12 protein-coding genes are annotated in these 15,231 nt (G+C 68.2%); 4 read left to right on the plus strand and 8 right to left on the minus strand.

The annotated features are described in order from the left end of the window. Positions 1-52: 52 nt before the first annotated feature. The 8 genes from AC1DSO_RS02875 to AC1DSO_RS02910 form a co-directional block, all read right to left on the minus strand. Positions 53-1,153 (minus strand): NAD(P)-dependent alcohol dehydrogenase, encoded by a 1,101-nt coding sequence (locus tag AC1DSO_RS02875; protein ID WP_477067399.1) that lies wholly within the window; start codon positions 1,151-1,153, stop codon positions 53-55. A gap of 27 nt (positions 1,154-1,180) precedes the next feature. Further along, positions 1,181-2,644 carry a benzaldehyde dehydrogenase gene (locus AC1DSO_RS02880; RefSeq protein ID WP_477067432.1) on the minus strand — a complete coding sequence of 488 codons (1,464 nt, stop codon included), beginning with the start codon at positions 2,642-2,644 and terminating at the stop codon, positions 1,181-1,183. Positions 2,645-2,757: 113 nt separating this feature from the next. After that, the gene (locus AC1DSO_RS02885) at positions 2,758-5,331 is read right to left on the minus strand and encodes a TonB-dependent receptor (protein WP_477067400.1); all 2,574 of its coding nucleotides are present in this window, start codon (positions 5,329-5,331) and stop codon (positions 2,758-2,760) included. Positions 5,332-5,467: 136 nt separating this feature from the next. Beyond that, positions 5,468-6,409, minus strand: a complete 942-nt coding sequence (locus tag AC1DSO_RS02890; RefSeq protein ID WP_477067401.1) for an AraC-like ligand-binding domain-containing protein — start codon at positions 6,407-6,409, stop codon at positions 5,468-5,470. A gap of 50 nt (positions 6,410-6,459) precedes the next feature. Further along, positions 6,460-7,950, minus strand: coding sequence for an AMP-binding protein (locus AC1DSO_RS02895; protein ID WP_477067402.1), 1,491 nt, complete (start codon positions 7,948-7,950; stop codon positions 6,460-6,462). A gap of 42 nt (positions 7,951-7,992) precedes the next feature. Beyond that, a complete protein-coding gene (locus AC1DSO_RS02900; RefSeq protein ID WP_477067403.1) occupies positions 7,993-8,820 on the minus strand; it encodes a p-hydroxycinnamoyl CoA hydratase/lyase in 828 nt (275 codons plus the stop codon). Between the two features lie 67 nt (positions 8,821-8,887). Further along, complete coding sequence (locus AC1DSO_RS02905) at positions 8,888-10,300, minus strand: aldehyde dehydrogenase (RefSeq protein WP_477067404.1); 1,413 nt, start codon at positions 10,298-10,300, stop codon at positions 8,888-8,890. A gap of 115 nt (positions 10,301-10,415) precedes the next feature. Next, positions 10,416-11,309 (minus strand): helix-turn-helix domain-containing protein, encoded by an 894-nt coding sequence (locus tag AC1DSO_RS02910; RefSeq protein WP_477067405.1) that lies wholly within the window; start codon positions 11,307-11,309, stop codon positions 10,416-10,418. A 149-nt stretch (positions 11,310-11,458) separates the two neighbouring features. On the opposite strand from AC1DSO_RS02910, the gene pobA reads away from it, so the two are divergent. From pobA to pcaF, 4 genes are read left to right on the plus strand one after another with little or no spacing between them, the layout of a single operon-like run. Continuing rightward, on the plus strand, positions 11,459-12,634 hold the full coding sequence (gene pobA, locus AC1DSO_RS02915; RefSeq protein ID WP_477067406.1) for a 4-hydroxybenzoate 3-monooxygenase: 1,176 nt from the start codon (positions 11,459-11,461) through the stop codon (positions 12,632-12,634). 18 nt (positions 12,635-12,652) lie between these two features. After that, positions 12,653-13,375, plus strand: coding sequence for a CoA transferase subunit A (locus tag AC1DSO_RS02920; RefSeq protein WP_477067407.1), 723 nt, complete (start codon positions 12,653-12,655; stop codon positions 13,373-13,375). Next, a complete protein-coding gene (locus AC1DSO_RS02925; protein ID WP_477067408.1) occupies positions 13,375-14,034 on the plus strand; it encodes a CoA transferase subunit B in 660 nt (219 codons plus the stop codon). The genes AC1DSO_RS02920 and AC1DSO_RS02925 overlap by 1 nt, the downstream gene beginning before the upstream one ends. Then, a complete protein-coding gene (pcaF, locus tag AC1DSO_RS02930; protein ID WP_477067409.1) occupies positions 14,031-15,230 on the plus strand; it encodes a 3-oxoadipyl-CoA thiolase in 1,200 nt (399 codons plus the stop codon). The genes AC1DSO_RS02925 and pcaF overlap by 4 nt, the downstream gene beginning before the upstream one ends. Position 15,231: the final 1 nt, after the last annotated feature.

Raw genomic sequence — 15,231 nt, forward strand, 5'->3', positions numbered from 1 at the left:
AGAGCCCGGCGCGGGATCCGCGTCGGGCCAAGGAAGCGGAGACCGCCGAGGATTAGGTCATCCGCACGATCGGTTTGATCACTCTGCCGGCCTCGCCATCCGCCACCGCCTGGTTGATCTCGGCCAGCGGGTAGAAGCGGATCAGGCGGTCGAACGGGAACAGCCCGGCCTGGTAAAGCGCGATCAGCTCGGGGATAAACACGTCGGGATCGGCATCGCCCTCGACCACGCCGCGCACCACCTTGCCGCCACTCATCACCGACACCGCGTCCAGCGGCAGCTCGTCGCCCATCTTGGACGCGCCGACCAGGCCGCAGACGCCGCGAGCGCCCAGGCAATCGACCGCCTGGCGCATCACCTTGAGATTGGCGGTCGTGTCGATCGAGAAGTGCGCGCCGGTTCCGGTGATCGCGTGGATCTTCTCGACCACCTCGCCCTCCGCGCCGTCCAGGGCGTGGTCGGCGCCGAGCTCGAGCGCCAAGGCCAGGCGCTCGGGATTGATGTCCACGGCGATGATCGGACCGGCTCCGATCGCCTTGGCCGCCAGAACCGCCGACAGGCCGACCGCGCCGGCGCCGAACACCACCAGCGAGCGGCCGGCGGGGACCTTCAGGGCGTTCATCACCGCGCCTGCCCCGGTCATCACCCCGCAGCCGAGTGGTCCCAGGATCTCCAGCGGCGCGGCCTTGTCGACCTTCACCGCGTTCCGCTCGTGGCACAGGGCGTGGGTGGCGAACGACGACTGGCCGAAGATGTTGGCGTGGATGGTCTCCCCGCCTCGCGACAGGCCCGACGAGCCGTCCTCGCGCGCGCCCATGAAGTTGCGTGGGAAGAACTCGTGACAATAGGTCGGGGCATGGTCCGAGCACGAAGGGCACCGGCCGCAGGAATTGAAGGTCATGACCACGTGGTCGCCGGGCGCGACCTTGGTCACGCCGGGGCCGACCCGTTCGACGATCCCCGCCCCCTCGTGACCCAGGACGACGGGCTGGGGCGTGGGCAGATGCTGGTCGCGCATCACCATGTCGGTATGGCAGACCCCGGTGGCGGCGACCCGGACCAGGACCTCGCCCGCCCGCGGCGCCTCGATGTCGAGCGTCTCGAGGCTGAAGGGTCCGGCCGATGTGCGGGTGACGGCGGCGGTGATCTGCATACGGAAGGCTCCTCGAAAACCGCGGCGCTAGAACGGATACGGCGTGGCGACGGCCTTGACCGTCTCCCACCGCCAGGTGGTGAATTCGTCCAGGTTCGCCGGTCCGCTGATGCGGCTGCCGTTGCCGGACGCCTTCATGCCGCCGAACGGCGAGTGCGGCCCCGCGTCGACCGTCTGGTCGTTGATGTGCAGGTGCCCCACGTCCAGCGTGCTCCCCAGGCTCATGCCGCGCCCCACCGAACCGGTGATGATCCCCGCCGCCAGGCCGTAGGGGCCATGGTTGGCCAGGCGCGCGGCTTCGTCCAGATCGTCGAACACGGTGACCGCCGCCACGGGGCCGAAGATCTCCTCCTCGAACGCCCGCATGCCCGGCGTGACCCCTGTCAGCACGGTCGGTGCATAGAAGAGGCCGTCACGGGTTCCGCCGGCGACGAGGCGCGCGCCGGCCGCCACCGTATCGGAGACGATGGCGTGGACGCGGTCGAGCTGGCTGCGGCTGATCAGCGGACCCAGCGCCACGTCGCCACCCATCGGGTCGCCGACCGGCAGGTGCGCCGCCTTGGCCGCCAGGCGCTCGACCACGGCGTCGTGGATCCCCCGCTGCACCAGCAGGCGACCGGCGGTCATGCAGATCTGCCCCTGGTGCAGCCACGCGGCCCAGGCGGCGTTTGAGGCCGCGACGTCCGGATCGGCGTCGTCGAGAATGATCAGCGGATTCTTGCCGCCCAGTTCCAGCGCCACCTTCTTCAGGTGCCCGCCGGCCACCTCGCCGACCTTGCGACCGGCGCCCGTGGAGCCGGTGAAGGCGACCATGGCGATGTTGGGATCGCGGCACAGGGCGTCGCCGGCCTCGGCGTCGCCGGGCAGCACGTGCAGCAGCCCCTCGGGCAGGCCCGCCGCCTCGAACAGTCGGGCGATCAGGAAGCCGCCGCTGATCGGCGTACGCGGATCGGGCTTGAGCACGACCGCATTGCCGGCCGCCAGGGCCGGAGCGACGGCGCGGATCGACAGGACCAACGGGAAGTTGAACGGCGAGATCACGGCCACCACGCCCAGGGGAACGCGGCGGGCTATGCTGGTCTTGCCCAGGGAGGCGGGCAAGACCAGCCCGGCGGCCTCGGTCGCTATCGCGCCAGCTTGGCGTACGAAGCCGGCGGCGTGCTCCAGTTCGACGGCGGCCTTGGCCCCGACCGAACCGCTCTCGCGCATGATCCACGGCGCGAGGTCGGCGGCGTGCTGGTCCAGCAGATCGGCGGCGCGGAACAGGATTTCCTGCCGCGCATCGGCGGTCAGCGCGGCCCAGGCGGGCTGAGCCGCCTTGGCCGAGGCCGCGGCGAGCGCCACGTCGAACCGGTCGGCGCGCCCGACGCGGGTCAGCACCGTCTCGGTGGCGGGCTCCAGGACGTCGATCACGCCGCCCTGGGGCGTGCGCCAGCCGTTGGAGAACAGGCGTTCGCTCCATTGGCTGGCCGACAGCAACGGCGCATCGATCAACGCGCCGGGTCGCGGGCTCATGTCGTTCATGGCGATCTCGCGCTCCTAGATTTACTGAGCCCCAGAGGGCGAAAAGGGGCGAGCGGCATGCGCCCTCGCCCCACTCTTCGTCAGAAGGTCACGCCCAGGCGGACATAGGCTTCGCGCGGTCGGCTGTAGGTGCCGAAGATCGCGCCGGCGGCGATGTTCTCGTTGCCGGTCGTCAGGTAGCGCTTGTCGGTCAGGTTCGTGCCGCCGACGCTGACGCTCCAGGCGCCGCCCGGATCGGCATAGGCAAGGCTGGCGTTGACCACCTGGACGGCCGGGCGCTCGAGCAGATAGGTGCGCTGGGCGTTGTTCCAGATGCTGGACGTATAGGTCCAGTCGCCGATCGCCGTGATCGAGCCGCCGTTGGCCAGTTTGAACTCGTAGCGCGGGCTGAAGTTGATCTTCCACGTGGGCGTCTTGGGCAACGGCGCCCCGACGAAGGTGCCCGCCTGGAAGGGATTGGGACCACTGACCGCCAGCACGCCAGCCAGCACATCGGTGTAGCGGGCGTGCAGATAGCCCACCGAGGCGTTGAGCGTCAGACCCTCGATCGGCGCGGCGACCGCCTCGAACTCGACACCCTTGATCTCGGCGTTGCCGGCGTTGCGGATGGTCGGCGAGGTGCCCTGCTGGAAGTTCAACTGGATGCCGTCGTACTGGGTCTTGAACACCGAACCGTTCAGCTGCAGGCGGCGATCGAGCAGCTTGGACTTGAAGCCGACCTCCCAGGTGGTCGCTTCTTCCTCGCCGAATGGCTGGGCCAGCAGCTGGGGATTGGTGAGGCGGGTCGTCCAGCCGCCGGTCTTGTAGCCCTTGGACCAACTGACATAGGCCATCAGGTCGTCGGCTGGATGGAGCTGCACGCCGACCTTGGGCGAGAAGTTGCTGAACGTCTGCTCGTTAACGCCCGGCGCATAGACCCGCACCGGATTGCTGGGATCGGGATAGCCGAGGCCCGTCTGGCACGAGATCGGGGCCAGCGGGAAGGCGCCGTTCGGCGTGATGGCGCCATTGGCGTCCGAACAGCCGAAGAGCTTGTAGTTGAAGCCGTTCAGGTCCTGCTGGCCGCCCTCGAACAGCTTCTTTTCCTTGGTGTAGCGGCCGCCGATGGTGACGCCGATCAGGTCGATCGGTCGCCAGTCGATCTGGCCGAACGCGGCGTAGTTCTTGGTCTCCAGCTGGTTGGGGCCGTCGACCTGCAGCAGACCTTCGTCGAAGGTGACATAGTCGTGCAGCGAGCCCTTTTCCTTGAAGTAATAGCCGCCCAGCACATAGTTCAGCTTCTTGTCGAAGGCCGATCCAAGCAGCTGAAACTCCTGGCTGAACTGCCACTGCTTCATGTCGAAGCTGAGCTGGCCGATGTTCAGCGGCGAGCCGTCGGCGTCAGTGCCGCTCTTCCACAGCAGCTTGCGGTAGGCGGTGATCGACTTCAGCGTCACCTCGTCGGTGAGGCTGTGCTCGACGGTCGCGCCGACGCCCCAGTTGACCAGGTTCGAGAAGCTGTTGCCGGTGGCGTAGCTCTTGTCGATGTCCTTGCTGATGAAGCGGCCGTCATAGGGCAGCCGGTTGTTGTTCGGATCGGCGTCGACATTGACGCCGGCCAGCGAGGCGACGTGCAGGCCAGGGCTGTATTGGGTGCCGCGCACACCGCACAGCGCCTGGGCGCTGCGGGCGGCGATCTGGGTCGGGGTCGCGCCGATGCAGAAGTTGTAGAGCCCGCCGAACAGGAAACCGGTGGTCCCGGTCGGATCGAAGGCCGTGCCCGGCAGGTTGGTCGTGCCCGCGAAGTTGCCGGGGACCGTCTCGGTCGTGCCGACCAGGGTATTGGCCAGCCCGCCGCCGTCCTCGTGAGTGTAGTCGGCCGCCAGCACGACCTTGGTCGCCTCGCCTTTCCACTTCAGCTTGCCCCGCAGGTTCCAGCTGTTCTCGCCGCCCTCGCGCGAGGCGGTGCGATAGTCGGACGACGGGAAGGCGGTGTACGAGGTGGTGTTGCGAGCGCGGGCGTCCGGAAACGGTATGCGCTCGACATAACCTTCACGGCTCTTGATCCCGAAGGTGATCGACGAGGACAGCCCCTCGGCCAACGGCAGGTCGGCGCTGCCGCGCGCCTGCATCAGCTTGAAGCTGCCGACGGTGACATCGCCCTTGAACTTGAACGCATCGCCCGGCTCGCGGGTGACGATCGAGATGGCCCCGCCGATGGTGTTGCGGCCAAACAGCGTGCCTTGCGGCCCCTTCAGGATCTCGATGCGTTCGACGTCCAGCAGGTCCTGGTTGGCGCCGACGGTGCGGGCCAGATAGACGCCGTCGACATAGATGCCGACGCCCGGATCGATGTTGAACGCGAAGTCGTCGGAGCCGATGCCGCGGACATAGGCCGACAGCACCGATGGCGAGCCCGAGAACGGCGTGCCGCCGTCCAGGGTGACGTTGGGGGCGAGGTTGGACAGCTGGGCGACATTGCCGACCGCCCGTTCCTGCAGGGCGTTGGCCGTGAAGGCCGAGATGGCGATCGGCACGTCCTGGACGTTTTCCGCCCGCTTCTGGGCGGTGACGACCACCTCCTCGAGCATTTGGCCGTGCGCGACGCCCGCGGTCGCCAGGGCCAGCAACGACGCCGCCCCGAACACCTGATGTAACCAGAGCTTACGCCCCATGGCCCGAACCTCCCTATTATGTCGTTGTCGACAGTGGAGCACGGGCGGCGGCGGCAAACTTGGCCAGGCGCGAAGGCGACTTTCACGAGTGCGAAGCCCGACGTCGTTTTCGGGGACGCCGAGGTTGGATCGAGGCTCAGCTGGCCCGGAATTCTCGCGGCCCCACGCCGTAGAAGGCCTTGAAAGCACGGCTGAAATGCGAGAGGTCGTTGAAGCCGAGACCGAACGAAAGTTCGGTGATGTTGCAGGTCGTCCCGTCCTCGCGCAGGGTCCGGGCCGCGCGCTCCAATCGCCGGCGTCGGATATAGGCCAGCGGCGTGGTCGCCATGCCGGCGAACACCATCTGGACATAGCGGGGCGACACGCCGAGCGCGCCGGCCACCCGGCTAACGCTTAGGTCCGGATCGCACAGGTTCTCGTCGATGAAGCGCTTGATACGGCCGCCCGCGCTCTGGCTCGGGTCGAGATCCCGGACGCTCCGCCCTTCCCCGTCGCTCTCCCGCGCCACGGCGGTCAGCAGGGACAGAGCCGCCTCCTGCACCGCTTCTCCGACGGGCGCGCAGCCGCGGCCGGCATTGGTCCAGAGGGTGCGGATGAAGGACGTCAGCAAGGCGCCCGCCAGGCCGGTCCCGGCCAGTCGCCGGCCGCACAGCGCTTCGGGATCCCCGATCCGGTCGGCCAGGCGCTCGGAAGGGATCCGCAGCACCAGCATGCGGTTCGGATCGTCGAACCGGATGGTGTAGGGGCGGGCCGGATCGCAGAGCATCAGGTCGCCCTCGTCCAGCACGGCTTCGCGGCCATCCTGCAGGTTCAGGCTGCGGCCGACGTCCTGGACGTGCAGCTTGAAATAGGGGCGTTGCGCCAAGGCCGAGCGGCCGCGCCGGACCACGGCGGCGCTGGAGGCGACCCGCGACAGGTCCATGCCGCCCAGGTCGCACACATCGATGCTGCCCTCGAACCCCTCGCGGTCGGCGTCGACGACGAGATTGTCGAAGGTAGACGCGACCACGGCGTTCCAGGCGTCGAGCCCGACCCTGGTGCGAGCCGCGCCGCCTTGTAGATCGAGACTGGGCGCCATCTCATCCCTCCCTTTGGTTCGCCAGTCGCTCCCCGAGAGACCGCTGACGTTCAGGTTCTTGGATCCTCGGCGAGCAACTGCTCGCGAAGGATCGTCTTCTGGATCTTGCCCGAGCCCGTGCGCGGCAGGGCCGCGACCAGGGTGAGAGCCTTGGGCAGCTTATAGCGCGCCAGCCGATTTTCGAGATGATTCAGAATGATAGCCAAATCGAGGACGGCGCCATCCCGGCAGGTCGCGACCAGATGGCCGATCTCGCCCCAGCGCGGGTCGGGCATGCCGACCACGGCGCACTCGGCGATGGCCGGGTGATCGGCCAGGGCCGCCTCGATCTCGGCCGGATAGACGTTCTCGCCGCCCGAGATGAACATGTCCTTCTTGCGATCGACCAGCCAGTGATAGCCCTCAGTGTCGGCGCGGGCGATGTCGCCGGTGCGGAACCAGCCATCGGCGGTGAAGGCGCGTTCCGTCTCTTCGGATCGGCGCCAGTAGCCCTGGAAGACATTGTCGCCCTTCAGCAGAAGCTCGCCAGCGGCGCCGGGCGGGCAGTCGTTGTCCTGTTCATCGACGATCCGGGTCGCCACGGCCGGCATGGCCAGGCCCGCCGAGCCGGCTCGCGCGTCGATCAGCCCGATGTCGGCCGGCATGCCGAACACGGTGCCCGCCTCGCTCATGCCATAGCCGTCGACCACCGGCACGCCCTGCTGCAGCCAGGCGCGGATATCGGCGGCCGGATGCGGCGCGCCGCCGGTGAACACGGCCGTCAGGCGGGACAACGCCGCGCCGTCGAAATTGGGCAAGCCCCGCAACATCGCGGCCATCTGCGGCACGCAGAAATAGTGGGTGACGCCCAGCGCCGGATCCGCCAAGCGGCTCAACGTTCGGCTCGGTTCGAACCCGTCGGACACCAGCACCGTCCCGCCATGCATCAGCGCCGGGCGGATCGAGGTGATCAGGCCGATGATATGGAACATCGGCGCGTCGACGAGGAAGGTGCTCTGGTGCGTGACCTTGCCCAGACGACCGAAATTGATCGCGGTCTGATCCAGGTTGCGCTCGGACAGCAAGGCGCCTTTCGGACGGCCGGACGTCCCCGAGGTGTAGAGGATCAGCGACGGCCGTTCACGGTCGCCCTGGGTCGACGTCTCGGGCTGGGCGGCGTCGATCTCCGCCTGCAGGGCGTTGAGATCAAGACCCAGTAGTCCAGCCGCGCCGAGAAGGGCGTCGCCGACGATCAGGGCGGGCGCGGCGTCCTCGACGAGGGCGGCGATTTCGCCGCTGCTAAGCCGCCAGTTCAGAGGCACGAACAGCGCGCCAAGCCGGGCGCAGGCCAGATGCAGGACCGCCAGCAGGACCCGGTTGCGAGCCAGCACCGCCAGGCGCTCGCCCTCGCCGATCCCGCGTCGCCGCAGCACGCCCGCCGCCCGGGCGATCGCCAGGTCGAGCTCGGCATAGGTCCAGCGCCGGCCGCCGGCCAGGTCGACGGCCGCCACCCGGTCCGGCTGGAGACGCGCCTGGAYGGCGACATGGTCCATCGGGGTCATCTGATCGTCCCTCCCGCCGTCATGTCCTCCCCTGCCCTCGTCTCAGCTCTGCTTGGCGAGATCGTAGGCGCCGAGTCCTGGCTTGTAGGTCTTGTCGTCGATGAACTGCTTGATGCCTTCCTTGCGACCCTCGTTGTCGAACGAGTTGGCCGCCTCCTGGGCGCGGACCAGATAGTCTTCGGCGCCGTCGTAGGTCATTTCCTTGACCCGCCGGACGGCGTCCTTGGTCGCCTTCAGCGCCACCGGGTTCTTGCTCAGCAACACCTCGGCCAGCTCGCGCACCCGCGTCTCCAGGCGCTCCAGCGGCACGCTCTCATTGACCAAGCGCCAGGCGGCGGCCTTCTGGCCGTCGATCAGCTCGCCGGTCATGGCGTGATACATCGCGTCGCGCAGCGGCATCAGGTCGACCACGACCTTGGTGGCGCCGCCGCCCGGTAGGATGCCCCAGTTGATCTCCGACAGCGCGAACTGGGCTTCGTCGGCGGCGATCGCCAGGTCGCAGGAATAGAGCGGGCCATAGCCGCCGCCGAAGCACCAGCCGTTGACCATCGCGATGGTCGGCTTCTGGTACCAGCGCAGGCGACGCCACCAGCCGTAGGACTCGCGCTGGGCCTGGCGGGTCGCGCCCAGACCCTTGGCTTCCGTCTCGCGGAAGTACTCCTTCAGGTCCATGCCCGCCGACCAGGCCGAGCCTTCGCCAGTCAGGACCAGGACACCGACGTCGTCACGGTACTCCAGCTCGTCCAGCACCTCCATCATGCGGCGGTTCAAGGTGGGGCTCATGCAATTGCGCTTGTCGGGGCGGTTGAACTTCACCCAGGCGATGCGGTTCTCGACACGAAAGGTCGCGGTGTCGTTGGCGTCGGTCATGTTCGGTCCTTGGAAATCGTAGAGGGGCGACACGCGGCGCCCCCACAGGATGTCAGATCGGGGAATGTCAGATCGGGAAGTGGCCAGCTTGCGTCTCGACCGTGATCCAGCGCAGCTCGGTGAAGGCGTCGATGCCGGCCTTGCCGCCGAAGCGGCCGTAGCCCGAGGCCTTGACCCCGCCGAACGGCATCTGGGCCTCGTCGTGCACGGTCGGTCCGTTGACGTGGCAGATGCCGGACTGGATCCGCCGCGCGACCTTGAGGCCGCGCGCGATGTCACGGGTGAAGACCGAGGCCGACAGGCCGTATTCGGTGTCGTTGGCCAGGGCGATGGCGTGCTCTTCGTCGCGCGCGCGGATCACGCCCACGACCGGGCCAAAGCTTTCCTCGCGGAACAGGCGCATGGCCGGCGTGACCTTGTCGACCACCGTGGCGGGCATCAGCACGCCCAGGGCCGGACCTCCGCTGACCTGGATCGCCCCGGCGGCGACGGCGTCGGCCACCAGGCCTTGGACATGGGTGACCGTCTTCAGATCGACCACGGCCCCCAACGGCGTCTTGCCTTCGCGCGGGTCGCCCACCGCCAGGCTGCTGGCCTTGGCGGCGAACTTCTGGACAAAGGCGTCGGCCACGGCGTCGACGACGATGATCCGTTCCGTGGACATGCAGATCTGGCCCTGGTTCATGAAGGCGCCGAAGGCGGCCGCCTTGACCGCCTCGTCGAGGTCGGCGTCCTCCAGCACGATCAGCGGCGCCTTGCCGCCCAGTTCCAGCAGCACCGGCTTAAGGTGCTCGGCCGCGCGCTTGGCGATGATCTTGCCCACCGCGGTCGAGCCGGTGAAGTTGATCCGCCGCACCGCCGGATGGTCGATCAGGGCGCCGACCACCTCGGCCGCGTCCTTGGGGGCGTTGGTGACGATCGACAGCGCGCCCTTCGGCAGACCCGCCGCGGCGAAGGCCTCGGCGATCAATTCGTGGGTGCGCGGACAGCTCTCGGAGGCCTTCAGCACCACGGTGTTGCCGCAGGCCAGGGGCGTGGCCACCGCGCGGACGCCCAGGATGATCGGCGCGTTCCACGGGGCGATGCCCAGGATCACGCCGACCGGCTCGCGCACCGCCATGGCCAGGCAACCGGGCTTGTCGGACGGGATCACCTCGCCGTTGATCTGGGTGGTCATAGCCGCGGCCTCGCGGACCATCGAAGCGGCCAGCATCAGGTTGAAGCGCGCCCAGCCCTCGGTCGCGCCGATCTCGCCCATCATCGCCGCCACGAAGGCGTCGGCCCGCGCCTCCAGCGCCTCGGCCGCCTTCGACAGCAAGGCGCGGCGGGCGTTCGGTCCGAGCGCGCTCCAGGCCGGCAGAGCGGCTTGAGCCGCGTCGACGGCGGCGCGAGCCTGGTCCGGGGTCATGGCGGCGGAGGTGGTGGCGACCGCGCCGGTGACGGGGTCGAGACGCTCGAAGACGGCCTGGGTCGAGCTCATGGTCGTTCCTTCCCTTGGCGCGAAAGCGCATCGCGGCGCTGATTATTTGTACGCTCGACATTTTGTACGCCAAGCAAACAATACGCGCAAGCCGACGTTTGGCCGCGGGACAGAATTACGCGGCGATCGTCGGCGAATGTTCCGCTCGCGCGGCGCGATAGCGCTTGGGCGAAACCCCTTCGGCCTTGGCGAAGAAGCGTGAGAAATAGGCGGGGTCCTCGAAGCCCAAATGGTAGGCGACCTCGGCGATCGTCATGTTGGAGTACAGAAGCGCGCGCTTGGCCTCCAGCAGCAGCCGGTCCTGGACCAGGCGCAGGGGGGAAGCGCCGGCGGCCCTCAGACACGCGGCGCGCAGGCGGGCGACCGTGACGCCCAGCCGCCGGGCGTAGGCCTCCATCGGCAAACCCTGGCGGTAGTGCGCCTCGACCAGCTCGCGGAACCGCGCGACCAAGGTGACGTGCCCGCCCTGAACGGCCGGGCTGGCGGCCTCACCTCGGACCAGCCGCCGCAGAGCCTCCACCAGGATCGTCAACAGATGGGCTTCCACCGCCGCGCCACCGGCCGGGGCCGTCCAGACGAGCTCGCGCGACAGCGCCTCCAGCGAGGCCGCGATCCGCGATTGAGGATCAAGCGGCAACTGGCGCGGCGCCTGGAACAGGTCTGTGAACGCCGGCTCGCGGGTGGTCAGGTCGCGAAGATAGCTGTCGGCGACCGTCAGCACCGAACCGGCCGTCTCGACCTCATAGGCGAACCCGTGAACCCGGCCGGACGGGACCAGCAGCACGCACGGCGCGGCGAAGGCGATCGTCTCGCCGTCCACATGCATCATCCCGCCCCCAGCGGTTATGTGGAAGACGTGATTGAGGTCCGCGTGCGCGTGGGCGCGGATATTCCAATCGTTGGGCCGAGTTCGATCGTCCAACTCTTCGAGGTGGATGAACTTGCCCTCGACAGTCTTCAAGGGCTCTCCGAACAGAAAGAAGCTCGGTACCGTGGGGGTTTTTGACAAGTCCGGAAGCTCCACACCGAGGTTCGAAGGCTGGCGCGATCAGTCGAAAAATCCAACTTTTGTGACGCTCTGTCCATCCTAATTGCTGACGGCCAGGGTCAGGTTTGACGCAAGTCGCGGGAGGCGACATCAGGGCGGAGAGCTCCATCGTGCGAACCCAAGTCGCCATCATCGGCGCGGGACCGGCCGGACTGTTTCTCGGCCACTTGCTGAAACAGGCCGGCGTCGACGCTGTCATCCTAGAGCGCAAGGACCGCGCCTATGTCGAAGGCCGCGTGCGCGCCGGCGTGCTGGAGCGGATCACCGTCGACCTGATGGAGCGCCTCGGCCTCGCCGAACGGATGCGGCGCGAGGGCCTCGTCCACAGCGGGACCAACCTGGCCAGCGACGGCGAAATCTTCCGCATCGACATGGCCGAACTGACCGGCGGCTCGACCGTCATGGTCTACGGCCAGCAGGAGGTGATGAAGGACCTGTTCGACGCGGCCGAGCAGCGCGACGTCCAGATCGTCTTCGAGGCCGAGGACGTCCAGCCTCACGACATCGATGGCGACCGCCCTTACGTCACTTGGCGCGATGGCGGGGTCGAGCATCGGCTCGACTGCGACTTCATCGCGGGCTGCGACGGCTATCATGGGGTCAGCCGCGCCGCGATCCCGGAGGGCGTGCTCAAGACCTTCGAACGCGTCTATCCGTTCGGCTGGCTGGGCATTCTGACCGACKCCCCGCCCTGCGACCACGAATTGATCTATTCCAACCACGAGCGCGGCTTCGCCCTGGCGTCGATGCGCTCGCCCACCCGCAGTCGCTATTACGTGCAATGCGCGTTGGACGATCGTCTCGAGGACTGGCCCGACGAGCGGTTCTGGGACGAGGTGTCGATCCGCCTGGGTCCCGAGGCCGCCTCGCGCATCGTTCGCGCGCCCTCGTTCGAGAAGTCGATCGCGCCGCTGCGCAGTTTCGTCACCGAGCCGATGCGGCACGGCCGGCTGTTCCTGGCCGGCGACGCCGCCCACATCGTCCCGCCCACCGGCGCCAAGGGCATGAACCTGGCGGTCTCCGACGTGATCATGCTCTCCGAAGCGCTCACCGAGTACTTCCAGGAGGGCTCGGCGGCCGGGATCGATGGCTACTCGGCCCGCGCCCTGGCCCGGGTGTGGAAGGCCGAGCGGTTCTCCTGGTGGTTCACCAGCCTGACCCACCGCTTCCCCGACCGTGACGGCTTCGACCGCAAGATGCAGGTCGCCGAGCTGGCCTACATCAAGGACTCGCGCGCCGCTCAGGTGACGCTGGCCGAAAACTATGTCGGCCTTCCGCTGGTCTAGCCGCGCCCTGGAGACATCATGAAAAGCAAGATCTACGACAGCGCCGCGGCCGCCCTGGAGGGCGTGACCTTCGACGGCATGACCCTGATGTCGGGCGGCTTTGGCCTGTCGGGCAATCCCGAGACCCTGATCCCGGCCCTGAAGGACACCGGCGTCAAGAACCTGACCGTGATCAGCAACAACTGYGGGGCCGACGGCTTCGGGCTTTGGATGCTGCTCAACAACGGCCAGATCCGGAAGATGATCAGCTCGTACGTGGGCGAGAACAAGCTGTTCGAGCAGCTCTACCTGTCGGGCCAGCTGGAGCTGGAGCTGAACCCGCAGGGCACCCTGGCCGAACGCATCCGGGCCGGCGGCGCGGGCATCCCGGCCTTCTATACCAAGACCGGCGTCGGCACGGTGGTCGCCGAGGGCAAGCCGGTCGAGGCCTTCGAGGGCGAGACCTACGTCCGCGAGACCTGGCTGCGCGCCGACCTCGCCATCATCAAGGCTTGGAAGGCCGACCCGGAAGGCAACCTGATGTTCCGGATGACCGCGCGGAACTTCAATCCGGTGATGGCCACGGCCGGCAAKGTCACGATCGTCGAGGTCGAGGAGATCGTCGAGGCGGGCGAACTGGACGCCAACGCCATCCACACGCCGGGCATCTATGTCGACCGCATCATCCGCTCGACGATCAACGAGAAGCGGATCGAAAAGCTGACGACGCGCCCTCGCGAAGCCCATGGGGAGACCGTCTGATGGCCTGGACCCGCGACGAGATGGCGGCCCGCGCCGCCCGCGAGCTGCAGGACGGCTTCTACGTCAACCTGGGCATCGGCATCCCGACCCTGGTGGCCAACCACATCCCCGAAGGCGTGCACGTCACCTTGCAGAGCGAGAACGGCATGCTGGGCATGGGTCCCTTCCCTTTCGAAGGCGAGGCCGACCCGGACCTGATCAACGCCGGCAAGCAGACGATCACGAAACTGCCGACCTCCAGCTTCTTCGACAGCGCCCAGAGCTTCGCCATGATCCGCGGCGGACACATCGACCTGACGGTGCTGGGCGCGATGGAGGTGGCCCAGAACGGCGACATCGCCAACTGGACCATCCCCGGCAAGATGGTGAAGGGCATGGGCGGCGCGATGGACCTGGTCGCCGGCGTCAAGCGGGTGATCGTGGTCATGGACCACGCCAACAAGGCCGGCGAGAGCAAGATCCTCGAGCGCTGCGCCCTGCCCCTGACCGGGGCCGGTTGCGTCGACCTGGTAATCACCGATCTGTGCGTCTTCGATCTGGAGCGACGGGGGCCCTCGGGGGAGAAGAGCCTGAAACTCATTGAACTGGCTCCAAACGTTCGTTTGGATGAGGTGCGCGCGAAGACCCGCGCCGCCTTCGATCCGGGAGCCTTCCAATGACCACGGCCTATCTCTGCGACGGTATCCGCACCCCCATCGGCCGTTATAGCGGAGCGCTGGCCAAGGTGCGGGCCGACGATCTGGCGGCGATCCCGCTGAGGGCTCTGGCCGCCCGCAATCCCGGCCTGGACTTGTCGGCCATCGACGAAGTGGTCCTGGGCTGCGCCAACCAGGCGGGCGAAGACAACCGCAATGTCGCCCGCATGGCGCTGCTGCTGGCCGGCTGGCCGGTCGAGGTTCCCGGCGTCACCGTCAACCGCCTCTGCGCCTCGGGTCTAGAGGCGATCGGCTACGCCGCCCGCGCCATCCTGTCGGGCCAGAACGATCTCGTGATCGCCGGCGGCGTCGAGAGCATGAGCCGCGCGCCGTTCGTGATGGGCAAGGCTGACAGCGCCTTCTCGCGCAACGCCRAGATCTTCGACACCACGATCGGCTGGCGCTTCGTCAATCCGGCCATGCGCAAGGCCCACGGCGTCGACTCGATGCCCGAGACCGCCGAGAACGTCGCCGCCGATCATGGGATCGGCCGCGAGGACCAGGACGCTTTCGCCCTACGCAGCCAGCAAAGGGCGGCAGCGGCCCAAGCCTCGGGCTTCCTGGCCGGCGAGATCACGCCCGTCGAGATCCCCGGCAAGGCCGGTCCAACCTTGGTGGAGCGCGACGAGCACCCACGCGAGACGACCCTCGAAGCGCTGGCCAAGCTAAAGCCTGTCGTCCGCGAAGGCGGCACGGTCACGGCCGGCAACGCCTCGGGCGTCAACGACGGCGCGGTGGCCCTGATCGTCGCCTCGGAAGAGGCCGTCAAACGCCACGGCCTGACGCCGCGCGCCCGGATCACCGGCTACGCCACCGCCGGCGTGCCGCCGCGCGTGATGGGGATCGGTCCCGTCCCGGCGGTCCGCAAGCTTCTGGCCAAGACCGGCCTCTCGATCGGCGACTTCGACACCGTCGAGCTGAACGAGGCCTTCGCCGCCCAGGGCCTGGCGGTGCTGCGTCAGCTGGGCCTGCCCGACGACGGGCCTCACGTGAACCCGAATGGCGGCGCCATCGCCCTGGGCCACCCGCTCGGCGCCTCGGGCGCGCGGCTGGTGCTGACGGCTCTGCGCCAGCTGGAGGCCACCGGCGGCAAGCGCGGCCTGGCCACGCTCTGTATCGGCGTTGGCCAAGGCGCGGCCCTGGCCTTCGAGCGCGTCTAGG

This window comes from Caulobacter sp. P4_E5, assembly GCF_056401555.1.